This window comes from Terriglobus saanensis SP1PR4 (assembly GCF_000179915.2).
GTDB classification, from domain to species: Bacteria; Acidobacteriota; Terriglobia; order Terriglobales; family Acidobacteriaceae; genus Terriglobus; species Terriglobus saanensis.
In genome coordinates, this window is sequence record NC_014963.1 from 476,816 (window position 1) to 496,433 (window position 19,618).

13 protein-coding genes are annotated in these 19,618 nt (G+C 58.6%); 9 read left to right on the top strand and 4 right to left on the bottom strand.

What is annotated here, in order from left to right:
* On the top strand, positions 1-3,240 hold the full coding sequence (locus ACIPR4_RS02005; protein WP_013566974.1) for an efflux RND transporter permease subunit: 3,240 nt from the start codon (positions 1-3) through the stop codon (positions 3,238-3,240).
* 193 nt (positions 3,241-3,433) lie between these two features.
* Here ACIPR4_RS02005 and ACIPR4_RS02010 read toward each other — a convergent pair whose 3' ends face one another.
* Positions 3,434-4,696, bottom strand: a complete 1,263-nt coding sequence (locus ACIPR4_RS02010; protein WP_013566975.1) for a tagaturonate epimerase family protein — start codon at positions 4,694-4,696, stop codon at positions 3,434-3,436.
* A 115-nt stretch (positions 4,697-4,811) separates the two neighbouring features.
* On the opposite strand from ACIPR4_RS02010, the gene ACIPR4_RS02015 reads away from it, so the two are divergent.
* From ACIPR4_RS02015 to ACIPR4_RS02040, 6 genes are read left to right on the top strand one after another with little or no spacing between them, the layout of a single operon-like run.
* Complete coding sequence (locus tag ACIPR4_RS02015; protein WP_013566976.1) at positions 4,812-7,469, top strand: glycoside hydrolase family 3 C-terminal domain-containing protein; 2,658 nt, start codon at positions 4,812-4,814, stop codon at positions 7,467-7,469.
* Between the two features lie 31 nt (positions 7,470-7,500).
* The gene (locus tag ACIPR4_RS02020; protein ID WP_013566977.1) at positions 7,501-8,562 is read left to right on the top strand and encodes a type III polyketide synthase; all 1,062 of its coding nucleotides are present in this window, start codon (positions 7,501-7,503) and stop codon (positions 8,560-8,562) included.
* Positions 8,552-9,268: a methyltransferase domain-containing protein gene (locus tag ACIPR4_RS02025; protein WP_013566978.1), complete on the top strand. Its 717-nt coding sequence runs from the start codon at positions 8,552-8,554 to the stop codon at positions 9,266-9,268. The genes ACIPR4_RS02020 and ACIPR4_RS02025 overlap by 11 nt, the downstream gene beginning before the upstream one ends.
* On the top strand, positions 9,229-10,371 hold the full coding sequence (locus ACIPR4_RS02030; protein ID WP_245536428.1) for an NAD(P)/FAD-dependent oxidoreductase: 1,143 nt from the start codon (positions 9,229-9,231) through the stop codon (positions 10,369-10,371). Before ACIPR4_RS02025 ends, ACIPR4_RS02030 begins: the two co-directional genes overlap by 40 nt.
* Positions 10,372-10,406: 35 nt before the next feature.
* On the top strand, positions 10,407-10,712 hold the full coding sequence (locus ACIPR4_RS02035; RefSeq protein WP_245536429.1) for an acyl carrier protein: 306 nt from the start codon (positions 10,407-10,409) through the stop codon (positions 10,710-10,712).
* Complete coding sequence (locus ACIPR4_RS02040; RefSeq protein WP_013566981.1) at positions 10,709-11,917, top strand: beta-ketoacyl-[acyl-carrier-protein] synthase family protein; 1,209 nt, start codon at positions 10,709-10,711, stop codon at positions 11,915-11,917. The genes ACIPR4_RS02035 and ACIPR4_RS02040 overlap by 4 nt, the downstream gene beginning before the upstream one ends.
* On the opposite strand, the gene ACIPR4_RS02045 is transcribed toward ACIPR4_RS02040, so the two are convergent.
* Positions 11,914-12,384, bottom strand: coding sequence for a hypothetical protein (locus ACIPR4_RS02045; protein ID WP_013566982.1), 471 nt, complete (start codon positions 12,382-12,384; stop codon positions 11,914-11,916). The two genes, ACIPR4_RS02040 and ACIPR4_RS02045, sit on opposite strands and share 4 nt — an antisense overlap.
* Positions 12,385-12,561: 177 nt before the next feature.
* On the opposite strand from ACIPR4_RS02045, the gene glgX reads away from it, so the two are divergent.
* Entirely contained in the window at positions 12,562-14,691 is a 2,130-nt protein-coding gene (gene glgX, locus ACIPR4_RS02050; RefSeq protein ID WP_013566983.1) for a glycogen debranching protein GlgX, read from the top strand.
* A 4-nt stretch (positions 14,692-14,695) separates the two neighbouring features.
* Here the strand turns inward: glgX and ACIPR4_RS02055 are convergent, their stop codons facing one another.
* Both ACIPR4_RS02055 and ACIPR4_RS02060 read right to left on the bottom strand, forming a co-directional pair.
* Positions 14,696-16,297: an outer membrane protein assembly factor BamB family protein gene (locus tag ACIPR4_RS02055; protein WP_013566984.1), complete on the bottom strand. Its 1,602-nt coding sequence runs from the start codon at positions 16,295-16,297 to the stop codon at positions 14,696-14,698.
* Complete coding sequence (locus ACIPR4_RS02060; protein ID WP_013566985.1) at positions 16,294-17,049, bottom strand: c-type cytochrome; 756 nt, start codon at positions 17,047-17,049, stop codon at positions 16,294-16,296. Before ACIPR4_RS02060 ends, ACIPR4_RS02055 begins: the two co-directional genes overlap by 4 nt.
* A 160-nt stretch (positions 17,050-17,209) precedes the next feature.
* On the opposite strand from ACIPR4_RS02060, the gene ACIPR4_RS02065 reads away from it, so the two are divergent.
* Complete coding sequence (locus ACIPR4_RS02065; RefSeq protein WP_013566986.1) at positions 17,210-19,513, top strand: GH92 family glycosyl hydrolase; 2,304 nt, start codon at positions 17,210-17,212, stop codon at positions 19,511-19,513.
* Positions 19,514-19,618: the final 105 nt, after the last annotated feature.

The following is a 19,618-nucleotide window of genomic DNA, read 5'->3' on the forward strand; positions in this document are numbered from 1 at the left end:
ATGCCCCGAGGCCCGCTCTCCGGTTCTTTCGGAGAGCCAACGCACGAAGGGAAGTTCACCTTGGTTGAGTTTTTCATCCGACGCCCCATCTTCGCCACGGTTTGCGCACTTTTGATCGTGCTGGCCGGCGCCGTCTCCTTACCTACGATTCCGATCTCGCTTTACCCGCAGCTTGCGCCGCCACAGGTCAATGTGAGCTGCAACTACGTCGGCGCCAACTCGGCTGACGTGGAATCGGCTGTAACCATCATCCTGGAGCAGGCCATCAATGGTGTGGAAGGCATGCGGTATATGTCGTCCACGAGTTCGAATGACGGCACCAGCTCCATCACCGTGACCTTCGACACCGGTTACGACCTGGACATTGCCGCCGTCGATGTGCAGAACCGTGTGGCCACCGCGCAGGGCCGACTTCCTTCCACGGTCAACAACACCGGTATCTCCATTACCAAGTCGAACTCGAACTTCGTCTTCGCCGCTGGTTTTATCTCGCCTGACCACTCTTTGTCTCCATCGTTCATCTCGAACTACCTCGATGTTTATGTCTCGGACGCGCTCAAGCGTGTTCCCGGCGTAGGCGCGGTGGTCATCTTCGGTGAGCGCAAATATGCGATGCGCCTCTGGCTGGACCCGAACAAGCTGGCAGCACGCGGCCTGACACCCCTCGACGTCACCACTGCCCTGGCATCGCAGAACATTGAGATCGCTGCCGGTCAGCTCGGCATTCCGCCTTCGGACCCCAAGCAGGCGTACCAGATGGCCGTTCGGGTCGTCGGACGTCTCTCGGATCCGCGCCAGTTTGAAAACATCATCATTAAATCCAATGCTCCTACCAGCAGTACCACGGTGAGCACCACCACCAACGGCACGGGCCTGGTTCTGCTCAAAGACGTAGGCCGCGCGGAGATCGGCGCGGAAAACTACAACACCAACCTGAAGTACTCCGGCGGCGATGCCGTTGGTATCGGTGTGCAACAGCTTTCGAACGCGAACGCTCTGGATGTGGATCGCAAGTGCCGCGCTGTTCTTGCAGAACTGCGGAAGTCTTTCCCGCCGGGCCTGGAAGGCATCATCGCCGTCGACACCACCACGGTCATCTCCGATTCGATTACCGAGGTAGAACACACGCTCGCGGAAGCGATCGTCATCGTGATCGTGGTGATCTTCCTCTTCCTGCAGGATTGGCGCGCCACGATCATCCCGGCGGTGACGATTCCGGTTTCGCTGATCGGGACCTTTATTTTCATCAAGATCTTTGGTTTCTCGATCAATTCTCTGACTCTCTTCGGGATCACTCTCGCCACGGGGCTTGTGGTGGATGATGCTATCGTCGTCATCGAGAATGTGCAGCGACATATTGAGCAGGGAGTCGCCGACGCGCACGAAGCCACATCCATCGCCATGCGTGAGGTCACCAGCGCCGTCATCGCTACGTCGCTGGTGCTTATCTCCGTATTCGTTCCGGTCAGCTTCTTTCCCGGAACTACGGGCATCCTTTATAAGCAGTTCTCGCTGACGATTGCGTTTTCCATTGCGATTTCGGCGTTCAACGCGCTGACGCTTTCGCCAGCTCTGGCCGCCATCCTGCTGCGCAGAGAACAGCATAAGACTGGCCTGCTCGGCCTCATACTCAACCCCGTCGACCGCGGCATCAAGAAGGTGATCTCCTGGTACGCCGTTGCCGTGACCTGGGTGGTCAAGGTGCGCTACGCGTTCCTGCTTCTCTTCTTCGCTGGCCTCGCTGCGACGGTTTACATGTATATCCATGTGCCGACAGCGTTCGTTCCAACGGAAGATCAGTCCTATTTCCTGATCATCGTGCAGACGCCTCCGGGAGCATCCCTTACGTACACGGCAGACTTCGCGGACAAGGTATCGAAGCTCGTGCGCGACGACAAGGATGTTTTTGGCACCTTCTCCGTGATGGGCTTTTCGCTTGCCGGTGGAAGCAGTCCGAACTCCGGCCTGATCTTCGCGCCTCTCAAGCCGATTGACGATCGCACCAAGCTTGGTAGTGGTCACTCCGCGCACGACATCGTGGCCCGCACTGCGCCCAAGCTCTTCGGAGTCCCCGGTGGAATCGCCTTTGCAGCGGAGCCGCCCGCCATCCAGGGTATCGGTACTGTCGGCGGATTCCAGTTCATGCTGCAGGACGCGGGTCGCAATACCTTCGCGGACATAGATCGCGTCGCCCACACCATGGTCGGCCAGACACGCGCCCCTGGCGCCGGTCTTACTAACCTAAATACCACCTTCACCGCGAACGATCCTCAGCTCTACGTCACCATCGACCGCCAGAAGGCGCTCGCCGTTGGCGTTCCGCTGGACCAGATTACGGCGGCCATGAGCACCTTCATGGGGTCGAGCTATATCAACGACTTCGACTTCAACAATCGCTCTTACCGCGTCTACGTGCAGGCCGACCAACAGTTCCGCCGCAACGCGCAGGACCTGAAACAGTACTATGTCCGGTCGAACGCGAACCAGATGATCCCGCTCGACAACCTCATCCTGGTCGACGAGAAGTCCGGACCGCAGGTCATCTATCACTACAACCTCTTCCGCTCGGCGGAGATCGATGGTTCTCCCGCCGAGGGTCTTTCTTCCGGACAGGGCCTCGCCAACATGGAGAAGCTCTTTGAGAAGAACAAGATGCCGGGTATGACTTTCTCTTGGACGGGGCTTTCGCTCGAAGAGATCGAATCCTCTGGAAAGGCGATCATCATCTTCGGCCTGGGCCTGCTGGTCGTTTACCTGACGCTCTCCGCCCAGTATGAGAGCTTCGCCCTGCCGTTCATCATCCTGCTGGCCGTGCCTACGGCCATTCTTGGAGCGCTTTCGCTTGTGGCGCTTCGGGGTCTGAGCGATGACGTCTACGTCCAGATCGGCCTGGTGATGCTGATCGGTCTATCGGCGAAGAACTCGATTCTGATTGTTGAGTTTGCGGAGCAGCAGCTGGAAGAGGGTAAGTCGATCATCGACGCCGCCATTACGGCGTCGGAGCTTCGTCTCCGGCCGATTCTGATGACCAGCTTTGCCTTTATCCTCGGCGTGCTTCCGCTGTACTTTGCTTCGGGTGCCGGTGCTCTGGGGCGTCACTCGGTAGGTACGGCGGTCGTGGGTGGCATGTTGCTCTCCACGGTGCTTAATCTCTTCTTTATCCCAGTGCTGTACGTCATCCTCAAGATGGCGATGCACCGGTTCTTCCCGAAGAAGGAGAAGCCAGCGGCTACGGCGTAAAGCTTCCTTTTATCGTCCCATAACGAAGTGATCGCTCTTCGAGCGAACGATGCGCTTTGCGCATGCCCATGTCCCAAATGCGGGACATGGGGCACCCGTCCGGCGGTTTCCTGGGGAATTTGGTTTGTGCGCTTCGCGCGACCCCACCCTTCGCGATGAAGCCGCGAAGAATGGGGCACGAAAGCTTTCACGGTTAGCCGACGAAGATTGGTTTGATGTGTCGCTCGTAGAGGTTCGTGGTCACGTTGCGTGCCACGACTTCTTCGTTGGCTTCCAACGCCTTCAGGTACCGGTCGCCCATCTTTGCCGCCACCTTGAATCCGACGTGCAGAAGCTGACGGAGATCCGGGTTGAAGGCGGCATCGTGCTTGCCGTCGTGACGCAGCGCGCGGACGAACTCGTCGCTCGTCCAGCCGTTGACCACGGAAGGATCGGGCAGACGCTCGGTTTTGATGTCGATCACGGTGGCGTAGGGCGCGCAGAGTTCGGCGGCGTGGCCGAAGGCTTCGGCATAGACTTCTTTTGCCAGCGCCAGACCATCTCCGCCTGATTCCGCCAAGCCGATCACCTCTTCCAGCCAGGACGTACCGGCAGTTTTCACGTGAACGCCAGCGTCGAAGTCCTTAATGCTCTCGCGAATCGCCTTGTAGATGGAGTACTTGTCCGAACCGGAGTGAACGCTGAGCTTCAGGTTCTTCGGCAGGCCGTAGCGCTCGACGGCAAAGGCGATCGTAGCAAGGTCGTCGCGGAACTCCTTCGTAAACTGCTCCACGTCGCCGACGTAGTCCACGCCCTTATTGAAGCGGCCGGTAAACTTCGGAGCGATGGTCTGGATAGGGATCTTCTCGTCCGCGATGGCGGCGAGGATCACCAGCAGCTCGACGGGGGTCTGTGGGGAATCGGTCTCGTCCATCGAGATTTCGGGAACGAAGGAGCCTTCACCCTTCTTGTCGACGATGGAACGATAGATTGCACCGGCCTGCTGGACGGCGGCGAGGAACTTGTTGGCGACGCCGCGGACGAAGGCTTCGTCGATTTCAAAGGGTTTTTCGATGCGTGGAATGGCAACGTTGCCAATTAACTCCGGATGACGCGCTACAAATGCGGCTACATCCTCGGCTGCTGCGGGGTGTCCGATGTCGTCCGCTACGTCCATCGTGAAGAAGTTGCAGGGTGCGAGGAAGCGGTCGACTGTCTTCAGGTTGATGTGGTCGGCATCGAGAAAGTAAGGTCCGGTCCAGCCAAGTTCCTTCACCGCAACGTCCGCGGCAGAACGCGTTCCGCTTGGCTCCGAACCGATGATGAGATGCTCGCGATTGGACTTGTTCCAAACCGGCGCGATCGTGACTCCTGCCTTTTCCGCAAGCACGCAAGCGGCAAGTTGTGCCTTCGCCTGGTGCGCGAAACGATCTCCCATGCCTATGGAGTACTTGGGAAGCTGCAATGTTTCCGCCATCGTTCTCTCCTTCGTCTGTTCTCAGACACTTCCATTGAATCATGACGGCCCGTTAGGGATATGCTGAATTGTCCGGAGGCAGGTCCTCCGATCATCATTGAAGGATGAAAAATCTATGTGCGCACCAAAACTTGTCCTCAGCGGACTTTTGAGTTTAACGTTTGCAGCCTTTGGACAGAGTGGTCTGGCGCAGAAACCCGCCTATCTGGATCCCACGCTTTCACCCCCGGCGCGGGCGCGCGATCTGGTCCACCGGATGACGCTGGAAGAAAAGACGGCGCAGATGATCAATACAGCGCCTGCGATAGACCGCCTGGGCGTCCCGGCCTATGACTTCTGGAGCGAAGGCCTCCACGGCGTGGCCCGTTCCGGCTATGCCACGCTGTTTCCGCAGGCCATCGGCATGGCGGCCACGTGGGATGAACCGCTGATGCACGAGATCGGCACAGTCGTCTCCACCGAAGCCCGTGCCAAGTACAATGATGCCGTCCAGCATGGCGTCCATTCGATCTACTTCGGACTGACCATCTGGTCGCCGAACATCAATATCTTTCGCGATCCGCGCTGGGGCCGCGGCCAGGAGACCTACGGCGAGGATCCATTCCTCACCGCCCGCATGGGGACGGCCTTCGTACGCGGCATTCAGGGCGACGACCCCAACTATTTTCGGACGATTGCCACGCCAAAGCACTTTGCCGTCCACAGCGGACCGGAGAGCACACGCCACACCTTCAATGTCGACGTAAGCCAGCACGACCTCTGGGACACGTATCTTCCCGCTTTCCGCTCCACGATTATCGAAGGCAAGGCCGACTCCATCATGTGCGCCTACAACCGGATCGACGGCCAGCCAGCCTGCGCCAGTGACCTCCTTCTCAAGCAGATTTTGCGCGGCGACTGGGGGTTTCGCGGCTTTGTGACGTCGGATTGCGGCGCGATCGATGATTTTTATACGAAGATCGGCCATCACTTTTCCAAGGAAAAAGAGGACGCCTCCGCTGCCGGCGTGAAGGCGGGTACGGATACGGCCTGCGGGAAGACGTATCTGGGTTTGACCAGTGCGGTCAAGAGCGGTTTGATCACAGAGCACGAGATGGACATCTCGCTGGAGCGCTTGTTTGAGGCGCGCATCCGCCTCGGTCTCTTCGACGATCCAGCCAGGATGCCCTACGCGCGCCTGACGATGGCGGAGGTAAACTCTCCCGCGCATCGCGCACTGGCGCTGCGTGCGGCGCGGGAGTCCATCGTGCTGCTGAAAAACGCGAACAACCTTCTTCCTCTCCACGGCGTGAAGAACATCGCCGTGATCGGACCGAATGCCGCGTCGCTTGATGCTCTGGAAGGGAACTACAACGCCATTGCCAGAGATCCCGCGATGCCCGTGGATGGGATTGCCGCAGCATTTCCCGGCGCTAAGGTCGTCTACGCGCAGGGTGCGCCCTATGTGGAGGGGCTGATGCTTCCGATTCCGCGGACGCAGATGCATCCTGCGCAGGGTTCCTTGGTGCAGGGCTTGCACGCGGAGTACTTTGCCAATGAAAACCTGAGCGGCGCACCTGTACTGACGCGCGTGGATCCACAGATCGATTTCGATTGGAACAGCGCCAAACCTGCTCCGCAGGTTCCAGCGAATGCCTTTTCCGTGCGCTGGTCGGGAACGATTGCTGCACCGGCTGCGGGAGACTATGACCTGACCGGAAAGTTCGCGCACTGCTATCCCTGCAACGAGTTCGTTGGTTTTTCGGTGTGGTTCGACGGCAAAGAGGTCGGCACCTTTACGAGCGAGGCGAGCAAGGAGTCCCGCGCTTCGACGACTCCTGCCGCGCATCTGCACTTCGACGACACGCGGCCACACGAGATCAAAATCGAGTACAAACATCGCTCTGCACTCTTCGGTGGAGGCGTCACACTGTCGTGGGCACCGCCGACCGCACCTCTCCGCGAAGCTGCTGTGGAAGCTGCGAAGAAGGCGGATGTCGTGGTAGCGTTCGTTGGTCTTTCTCCTGAACTTGAGGGAGAAGAGATGCCGATCAAGGTGAAGGGCTTCGCTGGCGGAGACCGCACGGACATTGAGCTTCCGCAGACGCAGTTGGAGCTGCTTCGCGCGGTGAAGGCGACGGGCAAGCCTCTCATCGTCGTCCTCATGAACGGAAGCGCGATCGCGCTCAAGGACAGTGAGACGGACGCTCTGCTTGAAGCGTGGTATCCCGGCGAAGCTGGCGCGCAGGCTATTGCAGAGACGCTTGCGGGGAAGAACAACCCCTCTGGTCGCTTGCCTCTCACGTTCTACAGCAACATCGATCAGCTTCCGGCGTTTGACGACTACTCCATGGCGAATCGCACGTATCGCTACTTCAAGGGGCAGCCTCTCTATGCCTTTGGAGGCGGTCTGAGTTACACCACCTTCCGGTATGGCAAGGTGAGTCTTTCCGCGACGCATCTGCACGCCGGGGAAGATCTGACCGTTGAAGCGGAGGTGACCAACACGGGCAAGGTTGCCGGAGACGAGGTCGCACAGGTGTACCTCACGCCACCGCAGACATCCATCGCCCCACGGTTTGCTCTGGTGGGATATCAGCGTGTCCACTTGCTGCCGGGGCAGTCGAAGCCGATGCGCTTCACGCTGCATCCGCGCGAGCTCTCACAGGTGGATGCGCAGGGCGTGCGCGCGGCGAGTGCAGGGCATTATGAGATCAAGGTCGGTGGCAGTTCAAATGTAACTACTTTGTCTGCGGCGTTCGAGATCGAGGGCAGAGTGGAGCTTCCGCGTTAGTGGTACGTCTAAGCTTAGACGGAGACTGCTTTTGACTTCTGCTTATATCAATCGGATTGCTACGGCCGTGCCGCCTCACAAGGTGCATGGCGCGTTTGTGGAGTTCGCTGTCCAGATGCTTAAGGACGATCGCATGCGCACCTTGTTTCAGCGGATGTCTGCGAGGTCGGGGATCGATGATCGCTACTCCGGCCTTTCTGTCGTTCAACCCCCGCCGCAGGGCGTGGTGGACGCGTACGATTTTTATCTCGGCGACGGCTTTCCTTCCACGGCGAAGCGCATGAAGATGTTTGAGCGGTTTGCGCCTACACTGCTGCGCTCAGCGCTCGATAAGCTGGCTCTCACGGCAGAGGAGAAGGCGGGTATACGGCATGTTCTCGTGACCTGCTGCACCGGTTTGTATGCTCCTGGCCTGGACTTTGAAGCCATCGACTATCTCGGTCTCTCTCCTTCGGTGGAGCGAACGATGATCGGCTTCATGGGCTGCTACGCGGCCATCAACGCGCTCAAGCAGGCAAGGCACATTGTGCGATCCGAGCCTGGGGATTCCGTTCTGATCATCAACCTCGAACTATGTACACTGCACTTTCAGGAGACGCAGAACCTGAACGAGGTTCTGTCATTTCTCGTCTTCGGTGACGGCTGTTCAGTCAGTTTGATCAGCGGGAAAGAGGAGGGGTTTGCTCTCGACAGCTTTCATGCGCTGCAGGTGGATGGAACACGCGATCTCATCACTTGGAACGTGCGTGACCTGGGCTTCGATATGCTGCTCTCAGGCCGCGTTCCCGGAGAGATTGGCAAGGCCCTGCGTGAACACGGCCATATCCTCACTGGTGGCGATGCGATCGATCTGTGGGCCGTGCATCCAGGCGGGCGTTCCGTGCTCGATGCAGTAGAAGAGGGATTGGATCTCTCCTCCAGCGTGCTGGCTTCGTCCCGGAGCATTCTCAAACGATTCGGCAACATGTCTTCGGCCACGGTGATGTTTGTGCTTGAAGAGTTGATGAAATCGGCCAAGGCTGGACAGAGCGGATGCGCGATGTCCTTCGGGCCAGGACTTACCGCGGAGACGATGCGCTTCCATGTCGTCTGACGCGATGGATTTTTCGCATCGAGCGGACCTCTCGGAGTGGATGGACGAGCCTTGTTCGTATGAAGACTTTCGCGGATGCCTTCGCGATCTCTCCCAGGTCAACTACCTCACCCTCGCCTATCGCCCTACGATGCACTGGCTTAAGCAGATCGCCCGGGTACGTCGAGGTCAAACGCTCCATATCGTCGACGTAGGATGCGGCGGGGGCGATATGCTTCGACGCATCGAAGGCTGGGCTGTAAAAGAAGGTGTCCGGGTCAGGCTCACGGGCATCGATCTGAATCCCCATTCCGCTCGTGTTGCGCGTGAATTCACGGCAGCGACGAGCAGGATCGAGTGGATTACCGGGGATGCCTTCTCTTATGCTCCGCAGCAGCCGATCGACTGCATCGTAAGTTCGCTCTTCACGCATCATCTTCCAGATGCAGAGATCGTCCGTTTCCTCGCATGGATGGAACGCATGGCCGTGCGCGGCTGGTTTATCAACGATCTCAGTCGTGCGAAGGTTCCGTACTACGCCTTTAAAGTGCTTGCCACAGCAGCACACTGGCATAGGTTCGTGCGCAACGATGGGCCAATCTCAATCCGCAGGGCTTTCTCTCCGGAAGACTGGCAGCGCTATCTCTGTGCCGCAGAGATAGGCGTCAGCTCCATCTCTATCGAGTCGTGGAAACCCGCGCGTCTCTGCGTCTCGCGAGTGAAGTGATGGAGCGCGAAGCAGTCGTGATCGGAGGTGGTTTGGCCGGGGCAGCCGCAGCGACGCAGCTTGCCCGTGCAGGGCGCGACGTACTCCTGCTCGAGCGAACGCGCACAGCGCACCACAAGGTCTGCGGCGAGTTTCTCAGCCGCGAAGCGCTTCACTACCTCGCTCTTCTGGGCATGGATCCCGCAGCGCTCGGAGCCGTTCCCATCACCGGTGTAAGGCTCGCAGCGTGTGAACTTCTCGTCGAAACAGCACTTCCATTCATGGCCTTGTCGCTCACACGCCGCACGTTGGACGAAGCGATCTTGCGCAATGCGGAGGCTGCTGGCGTCGAAGTGCAGAGGAGCACAAGCGCCGCCGCTCTTTCAAGATCCAACAGCGCCTGGGACCTTAGTACAGATCAAGGCGAGTCGTTTTCGGCGCGAAATGTCTTCCTTGCGACGGGCAAGCACGATCTCCGCGGCTGGCTGCGATCGAAGGGATGGCATAACGATCTTGTGGCCCTCAAGATGTACTTCCGCCTTAGCCAGGCGCAGCATGCTGCGCTCTCTGGCTTCGTGGAACTCATTCTCTTTCCCGGAGGCTACACCGGTCTGCAGGCCGTGGAGAACGGCGAAGCGAACCTTTGTCTTCTGATCACGCGAGAACGGTTGCGTCGCCTCAACGGAAGCTGGGAGGCTGTGCTGGAACACGCATGTCTGCACTCGTCTCATCTTCGCGACCGCCTCAGCGGCAGCCAGGCGCTTCTCGACCGCCCTCTGGCTCTCTCATCCATTCCGTATGGATATCGGGCCCCTGTGGGCAGCGATGGAGTTTGGAGACTCGGCGACCAGACGGCGGTGATTCCATCGTTCTCCGGCGACGGTATGTCCATCGCTCTCCACAGCGCGCATCTCGCGACGAAACTCTTTCTCACAGGTAATACGTCCAACGTCTATCAGCAGCAGATGCGCCGCCAGCTTGGCCGGGGTATCTGCGTCGCCAGCGCGCTTTCGCAACTACTCGTACGTGCCCCGCTTCTGGCGCAGCTCGTTCGCGTTCGACCGCGACTTTTGCGTGACATTGCAATCCTTACGCGCATTCCCGAATCCGCGATTATTCGATAAGCGCATGTAGTATGGGCTCCGATAGAGTACAGAGCATGAGTCGTACCGCGGTAGGAGAAGAGATGGATCAGATCGCTGAAGAATGTATTGCACTCATCGCAGCGGCCAAGCAGCTTCCTGCGGAGCAGGTGACGCTCGACAGCACCTTTGAAGATCTCGCTGTCGACTCGCTCGACCGGGTCAGCCTCTCCTTCGACGTGGAAGAGAAGTATGGCATTGAGATTCCGGACAGCAGGTTGCACACCATCCTCACCGTTCGCGACATGGTGGAAGGTGTGGAAGAGGCCCTGCGTGCCAAGGTCGAAAAAGCCCGTTTGAAAGAAGCCGGAGAAGGCGCGTGAACCGTGTTGTCGTCACCGGACTCGGATGCGTCACGGCCATCGGCCAGGATGTCGCCACCTTCCGCGAAAATCTTTTTGCAGGAAGAGATGGTTTCCGTGAGATCCCCGACGTTGCTGCCGGAGATCTCCGCTTCCAACGCGCGGCGCTGATCGAAGGCTTCGATGCCGCGTCGCTCCTCACTTCGGCACAGATCCTTCTCTCCGAACGCTCTTCGCAGTTCGCTCTTGTGGCTGCGCAACAGGCCATTGCGCAGGCTGAGATTCTGCAGGCAGTTGCTCCCGAGGAGATGGCCATCGTCTTCGGTTGCTCGGCGGGTGGACGAACCGCTGAAGAGCCGGCGACGGCGAAGCTCTACACCACTGGCGGACGCGTTCATCCCCTCAGCGTGCCGCGCTTCATGGGCAGCGCGGGGACCAGCCTGGTTTCCATACAGCACGGCATCACCGGCCCTGCGTACACCATCACCACGGCATGCGCGTCTGCTACGCATGCGATCGGGCAGGCGTTTCACATGGTGCGCTCCGGCATGGTGAAAGCCGCTATGACTGGAGGACACGAAGCTCCACTGACGTATGGGTTTTACAAGGCCTGGGACAGTCTTCGCGTTGTTTCGCAGACGCAGTGCAGGCCTTTTTCTGCGGACCGCGATGGCATGACGCTGGGGGAGGGTGCGGCGATCTTCGTCCTGGAGACGCTGGAGAGCGCTGTCGCTCGTGGCGCAACCATATACGGAGAGATCGTCGGCTTCGGCATGTCTTCCGACGCGAGCCACATCACGCAGGCGCAGCCCGCGGGACCGACGGCCGCGATGCGCCGCGCACTTCTGGATGCAGGCGCTGCTCCGGAAGACGTCGGATACATCAACGCGCATGGCACAGGGACCACGGTGAATGACAACGTGGAAGCCGAAGCGATCCGCACCGTCTTCGCGGAGAACGCCGCCAATCTTCCTCTCAGTTCCACCAAAGCGATGCACGGTCACGCCATGGGCGCGTCAGGAGCCATTGAAGCCCTCGCCACGCTGCTGGCGCTGCGCGAAGGCATGCTGCCTGTCACGGCAGGCGTGGCAGAGGCTGACGTCGCCCTGGGGCTCGATGTGATCGTAGGCGAAGCGCGAAAGGCCAGCCCGAAGCTGGCTCTGTCGAACTCGTTTGCTTTTGGGGGCTTGAATGCCGTTCTGGCGTTCAAGCCCTATGAGGATTAAGCGACCTGGATGGATTCCAGCGTAGCGAAGACTGTCTTGTCGTGCCGTCCTGGATCGATCGTCAACTCCAAAGCGACGACCTCGTTGAGATCCACGGTATAGTCCTCCACTTCGATCGTCGATCCGCCCGGGCTGAAGCCCCACTGCTGGCGCACAATCTCTTTACGGACTTCGGGACGTAGAATAGCCACAAGGGCGAACTCCTGAGAACGTTCCTTCGCCTCTTCTTTGAAGGCCAGCCGCACGCGCTTCACCGTCTTCGGCGTGTCAAACGTAAACCGAATTACCTGTACGCCGGGCGTAGAGGCCCTCCAGCCTCCGGCGGTTCCGGAAGTAATGGCGCGTTCCAGCGGATGCGCTTCATCCTCGGAGGTCATCGTAGCGCTGGCCAGGGCATCCAGATCCATCCACGCGGCGGAAGGAGATTCTGGGGTATTGTTCTTCGGAGATACAACAGACTTGCGCATGGGACAAATACCTCAAAGGCGGGATGCCATTTTCTGACTCTCCCCCTAAACAAAGAGCTTATGCCTCTCCGCGATCATTCGGTCTCGAAAATCATGGCCGTTCGCCGGAGTTATGCATCGTAAAGAGAAGAACCTGGGTGGTGGCAGAGAATCTGCCCTAACGTAAGAGGAGTAAGAATGTATCAACTTAAGCCGGGGACACCGGACTTCCGGGGTGCCACGTGGGATGGCCACGGCACAAACTTTGCTCTTTTCTCCGCGCACGCAACCAAGGTTGAGGTGTGCCTTTACGACGAGAAGGGCGAAAAAGAGCTGGACCGGATCGAGCTTCCGGAGTACACCAACGAAATCTGGCACGGCTACCTGGAAGGCTGCTGCTGCGGAACCGTCTACGGCTTCCGCGTACATGGGCCTTACGAGCCGGAGAATGGTCACCGCTTCAATCCGAATAAGCTTCTGCTCGATCCGTACGCCACGGAGCATATCGGCCGTCTCGTCTGGGATCCCGCCATCTTTGGCTATGTGATGGAGTCGATGGATGACACCACCTTTGACGAGCGGGACAGTGCTCCCTTTGTACCCAAGTGCATCGTCACCGATCAGAAGTTCGACTGGAGCGGGCAGCCCGCCCGCCTGGGGCGCCTCCGCGTGCCGTGGGACGACACCATCCTCTACGAATTGCATGTCAAAGGCTTCACCAAGTTGCACCCGGACGTTCCGGAAGATCTGCGCGGAACGTACGAAGGTCTCGGCAACAAAAGCGTCGTCGATTATGTGAAGTCTCTTGGTGTCACCTCGGTCGAGCTGCTTCCCATTCACACCTTCGTGGATGACAGTCAGCTATTGGAACGTGGTCTCGTCAACTACTGGGGCTACAACAGCATCGGATTCTTCGCTCCCGATCCGCGCTATGCAGCGCGCCCAAACTATGCGCTCAACGAATTCAAGGACATGGTCGCGGACTTTCACGACGCAGGTCTGGAAGTCATTCTCGACGTCGTTTACAACCATACGGCGGAAGGCAATGAGCGCGGACCGACGCTTTCGTTCAAAGGTATCGATAACGCCAGCTACTATCGCCTCATCCCGGGCAACGAACGCTACTACATCAACGACACAGGCACGGGGAACACGGTCAATCTCACCCATCCGCGCGTCCTGCAGATGGTGGCGGACAGCCTTCGCTACTGGGTAGAGCAGACGCACGTCGACGGCTTTCGCTTCGATCTTGGAACCATTCTTGCGCGTGAGCCGAACGGCTTCGACAATCGCAGCGGATTTCTCAAGGCCGTCAGCCAGGACCCGATTCTGAGCATGGTGAAGCTCATCGCGGAGCCGTGGGACGTCGGTCTCGGCGGCTATCAGGTCGGCGGTTTTCCACCGGGATGGACGGAGTGGAACGACACCTTCCGGGATACTGTGCGCGAGTTCTGGAAGGGCGGATCTTCCGCGGAAGTGCTGACGAAACGGCTCTCTGGTTCGGGAGACATCTTCAACTTTATGGGACGTCGCCCGTGGGCGAGCGTCAACTTCATCACGGCGCACGATGGCTTCACCCTGCACGATCTTGTCAGCTACAACGAGAAGCATAACGAAGCCAACGGTGAAAACAACGAAGACGGCAACGATGAAAACCTCTCGTGGAACTGCGGCGCAGAGGGACCAACCGACGATCCGGAGATCAACAAGCTGCGCGACCGGCAGACGCGCAATATGCTGGCCACGCTTCTGCTTTCGCAAGGTACGCCGATGCTGCTTGCGGGGGATGAGTTTGGCCGCACGCAGGGCGGCAACAACAACGCCTACTGCCAGGATGACGAGATCAGCTGGGTCGATTGGTCGCTGCGCGAAAAGAATTCAGATCTGGTCGATTTTGTCTGCCGCATCATTCGCATGCGCCACCGTTATCCCATCCTGCGTCGCAATCTCTTCCTAACCGGCGAATACAACGAAGCTCTGGGTGTGAAAGATGTCACCTGGATTAACGCCAACGGATCGGAGATGGAAGATGCATCCTGGGACGACATCACCATGCGTTGTTTCGGGATGTTGCTCGACGGGCGCGCTCAACAGTCGGGAATCCGCCAGCGCGGTAAAGAAGCGACCATGCTTCTGATCGTCAACGATCATCACGATGTGGTCCAGTTCACGCTTCCGGAGTGCCAGGGCGCATGCGAATGGCGGCTGCTTGTCGATACCAATCACCCGGAGTTCAAGGACGAGCCGAGTTTCAACACCAAAGAAGAGTATGCCGTTACCGCGCGGTCGCTGCTGCTCTTCGTCTTGCACTCGGATACGGCGCACTAAATCGCTACGGAAGAGCAAAGGTAAACAGATCGCTTCCCGCTGCCACGGCGAAGTATTGCTTGCCATCCACGGCGTAGCTCATAGGCGAGGCGTGGATCTGCTGGCCTACATTGAAGTGCCACAACGGTGCGCCCGTTGTGGCATTTGCGATCTCAAACTCCTGAGCATCGTCGCCGAAAGCTACTAACCCCGTGGCTGTGCTCATCACGCCTGCTGAGGAATGACCATCGCCGACCTGGGGAGAGCGCCAGGCGAACTCGTTCTTGCGGAAGTCGTATGCAAGCAGATACTTCTTCATGTTTTCAGTCGGTAGATGCTTCGCTCCGGTGGAGTAATACTCCTTACCTTCTTCGAACGGTTCCGGCTTGGCTGAGAATACTGTGCAGTCTTCCAGGGAGATGAAGTAGAACAGGTGAGTTCGTTCGCTATAGCTTGGCGAGAACCAGTTCGTCGCTCCTGCATAACTCGGGCACATTCGCGCACCTTCGATGTTAGGTACAAGAGCCGTACGGACAGGGCGGCCTTTCGCGTCGATCTCCTTCGCCCAGTTTTGAAAAAGAGAGAACTGCTTCGCGGAGAGAAACTCTCCGGTCGTTCGGTCGAGCGTGTAGATAAAGCCGTTGCGGTTTGCCTGGATCACGAGCTTGCGTGACCTGCCCTGGTAGATGGCGTCTACAAGCACCGGTGTCTCAGTGGCGTCGAAGTCATTTAGGTCGTGCGGTGTGAACTGGAAGTGCCACTTCAGTTTGCCGGTGTCAGGATCGAGCGCGATGATGCAGTCTGTGTAGAGGTTGTCGCCTTCGCGTACGCTTCCATCGAAGTCCGGCGAAGAATTGCCTGTGCCCCAGAAGATCGTATTCAACTCAGGATCGTACGTGCCCGGCATCCATGTGGTTCCACCGCCGTGGAGGTAGATGTCTCCCTTCGGCCATGTCTCGGAACCCGGTTCGCCCGGCGCGGGAATGGTCCAGAAGCGCCAGGCTTCTTTACCTGTCTGCGCATCGAAGGCAGCCACAAAGCCGCGCACGCCATCGTCTCCACCGGAGGTTCCTACAAGCACTTTTCCCTTCACGACAAGCGGCGCACTCGTAGCGCCGTAGTTGCGATTGTCCTTAGCGTACGCAACGTCCCAGAGTAGATTGCCGGAACGCGCGTCCAGGCAGAGCAGGTGCGCGTTGTCGGTTTCCATGTAAATCTGCGAGCCCATCACTGCAACGCCGCGATTGATGTGTCCCGAAGCATCGTCAATCAGGCCATCGGACACGGGACGCGCGTGGTGCCACAGCGTCTTGCCGGTAACCGCATCCAGTGCGTACGCATCGTTCGATCCCGTCACAAACATCACGCCAGCTACGACCACGGGAGTCACTTGCAGCACACCGGCGTTGCGACTGTGAAAGACCCATTGCGCCCGCAACGCATGTGCGTTCTCAGGTGTCACCTGCGTCAGGCTGCTGTATCGCCGACCTGTGTAATCGCCGTTGTAGGTCGGCCAATCGCCGCTCGGAGCGGATTTTGCAGACGCCGTAGCCCGCGCCGGCGTCTGCGCAGAGCAGGCCGCCGTCAAAAGGGTTGCAGTCAGGAAGCATGCGCGGGCGATCTTCATCTCTGTCTCCTCTTCGCAGGCTTTTCAGCAGCACTGGCCTGTGCCGCCGTTGTGATCAGAAAGCTCGCAAGATCGTCGAGTTCGGTGGCGGATAAGCGCGAGGCGTAATCTTTTGGCAGAAGCGACTCCGACGTGTACTGGATATCTGCTACTTTCGTCCGGTCATAGCTGTGAAAGCGCCCGTCAGGAGAGAGGAGCGTGACGCTGAAGTTATCTTCCGCGCGCAAAGCGCCGACTATCTTGTCTCCGCTCCTGGTCGTGACCTGTACACCACGAGGGGCGGACAAAGGCGCGTGTGCCACCACGGTATGCTGGATCGCTGCGGATGCCTGTCCATCGCCATAAGTGGAAAGATCGCTCGCCATAAACCCGCCATCTCCCCGCACCATGTGGCAGTTGGAGCATTGGGCCTTGCCAAAGAAGAGCGCCCTGCCCGCTGCAGAGTCTCCCGTCACTGGACTCGCGGTCGTCTTGCCCTGTAGGACGCGGAGATACGCCACCACGCCCTTCACCTTGTCGTCGCCGAGGTAAGCGAATGGAGGCATGCCAAGACCGGGCAGCCCCTTCTTTACGATAGATTCAAGATCGTCGTCCGATTTGGAGATGACGGAGCGAACTGTGGCCAGATTGGGAGCACGCTCCCCACCGTGTGCGTCTGAGCCGTGGCAACCGGCGCAGTTGGAAGCAAAGACCTGCTGGCCTGCGTCGGCAGGCTTTTCCTGCGCGCCGAGTTGCGCAGGCAACCATGCCATCGTAACTGCAGACCAAAGGAAGAATCGAAGGATACGCATAAATGCAGTGGAACGAGTCTAGACGATCCGTCCCCATTCCCACTAAGGCAAATGGAATAGCCGTCATGGCTTTTCGCAGCGCAACATTGCGCAATGCGCCTGTTCTGAAGAAGATGGTCGCATGCATCTCTTGCGTTCTGTCCGCGTCCTGGTCTTCTTTGCTGCCATCACGCCCCTGCTCAACGCTCAGGCCACGCCTGTAGATTGGGTTCATCCGACGGTTGGCACCTCCAAAGAAGGCCAGACCTATCCCGCCACCGGCGTTCCCTTCGCGATGACGCATTGGACGCCGCAGACGCGCGCGGGCGAGATCAAATGCATCGCGCCCTACTACTTCACGGACGAGAAGATCCAGGGCTTCCGCGGCTCGCACTTTCTCAGCGGAAGTTGCGTGCCTGACTATGGCAGCTTCACCCTCATGGCTGGTGTGGGAGCTATGCAGACCACGGCCACCGCACGTGCCTCTTCCTTCGACCGCGCAACGGAACATGCCTCCCCTTACTCCTACGCCGTCGATCTCAAAGACGCAGGTGTCCACGCCGAAATCACCGGAACCACGCGCTCCGGCATCATGCGCTTCACCCTGGCAAAAACCGGGGATGCCTGGGTGCTTGTGGATAGCAACGCACGCGGCGGTGACGGTTGGGTGCAGGTGGATGAAGCGCATCAACAGATCACGGGAGAAGTTCCTGTCCGCCGCGAGTACGCAGGCAGCGGCAAGCTCGCGGGTTTCAGCAGCTACTTCGTTGTCGAGTTTGACAAGCCGTTCAAGCAGTCCGGCACATGGGTAGGAAGCAAGACAACGGACGGCAGCACAAAGCAAACCGGCGACGGCCTTCCCCTGGGCGTGACCAACATCCCCAAGATGATGACTTCTGTTGGAGGCGCGTCTGCCGCAGCGCAGACGATGCCAACGGCGAGTAACAGGCCCGGCTTCGGCACCTATGTGCGCTTTCCAGCTCTCACACAAGGAGACGCCGTTGTTGCACGTATCGGTACCTCCTTTGTCAGCGTGGAAGAGGCACGCAAAAATCTCCATGCGGAAATTCCAACCTGGAGCTTCGACACCGTCCGCGATCAGGCCAAGGCAGCATGGAACAAGGCCCTCGGCGCGATCGAAGTGAAAGACAACATTCCCGCGCGCACCGTCTTCTACACTGCGCTGTATCACGCTCTGCTTCACCCGCGCACATACAGCGATGTCAGCGGAAGTTATCCGCGCTTCGCGAGTAACCATCAGGTCGAACACACCACTGGCTTCACTTACTACGACGACTTCTCCATGTGGGATACCTTCCGTGCCCAGCATCCGCTGCTTACCATCCTCGATCCCACGCGCAACGTGCAGATGGTGCAATCGCTCATCGCCAAAGGAGAGCAGGGCGGCTATCTTCCCATCTTCCCCGCATGGAACAGTTACACGTCGGAGATGGTTGGTGATCACGCCTCTGTCACCATTATCGATGCCTATCAAAAAGGTCTACGCGGCTTCGATATCGAGAAGGCCTACACCCTCATGCGGAAGAATGCGATGGAGATTCCGCAGAGCCGCGAAGAGTATCGCGACGGCAAGGGGCGCCGCGGCCTACCGTCGTATCTGCAGTACGGCTATATTCCGCTTGAAGACCACATCGACGATGCATTTCACAAAAATGAACAGGTCTCGCGCACACTGGAATACGCCTATGATGATGCGATCCTGGGCGACCTTGCTGCAACGCTCGGTAAATCGGAAGACGCTGCAATGTTTCACACGCGCGGCGAAAACTGGCGTAAGGTCTTCGACCCCGAAACCAGGTTTTCACGTGGCCGCAACAGCGACGGCTCCTGGGTCTCGCCTTTCGATCCCGCAGGGAAGTACACATGGATCACCGAAGGCTTGCCCTGGCAGTACACCTTCTTCGTTCCGCAAAACGTGCCGGGCCTTGCCGAGGCGATGGGAGGAAACGCAGCCTTCGTCAAAAAACTGGACGGTCTCTTTGACGGGAAGTTCTACGATCACGGTAATGAACCAAGCCATCACATCGCCTATCTCTACGATGCTGGCGGTGCCGCATGGAAGACGCAGCGGGAGGTGCGTTCTTTGATGGAGAGCGAGTATCGCGATGGCCCCGACGGTCTTGCAGGCAACGACGACGCGGGCCAGATGAGTGCGTGGTATGTGCTGAGCGCTCTCGGCTTTTACCAAGTGGTTCCGGGGCGTCCCGAGTATTGGCTCGGCTCACCGCGCTTCGATGACGCGACCATTCATCTTCCTAGCGGTAAAACTCTTCAAATAAATGCGCCTGGTGCAGGCTCCGGTAAAGTATATGTTCATCGCGTCACGCTTAATGGAAAACCGCTCTCTGGTTACAAGCTGAAGTACGACGAAATCATAAACGGCGGAACATTGCGTTTCCAGATGAACAATACTCCTGCAAAATAATTGCGTTATTCAAAAATGGCGCATTTTTGTAAGACTGTCCGTTCGACGTATGCTGGCATATGGCCTCAGACTTCGTAACTGCCGAAATGTGCATCAAAGAAAAGA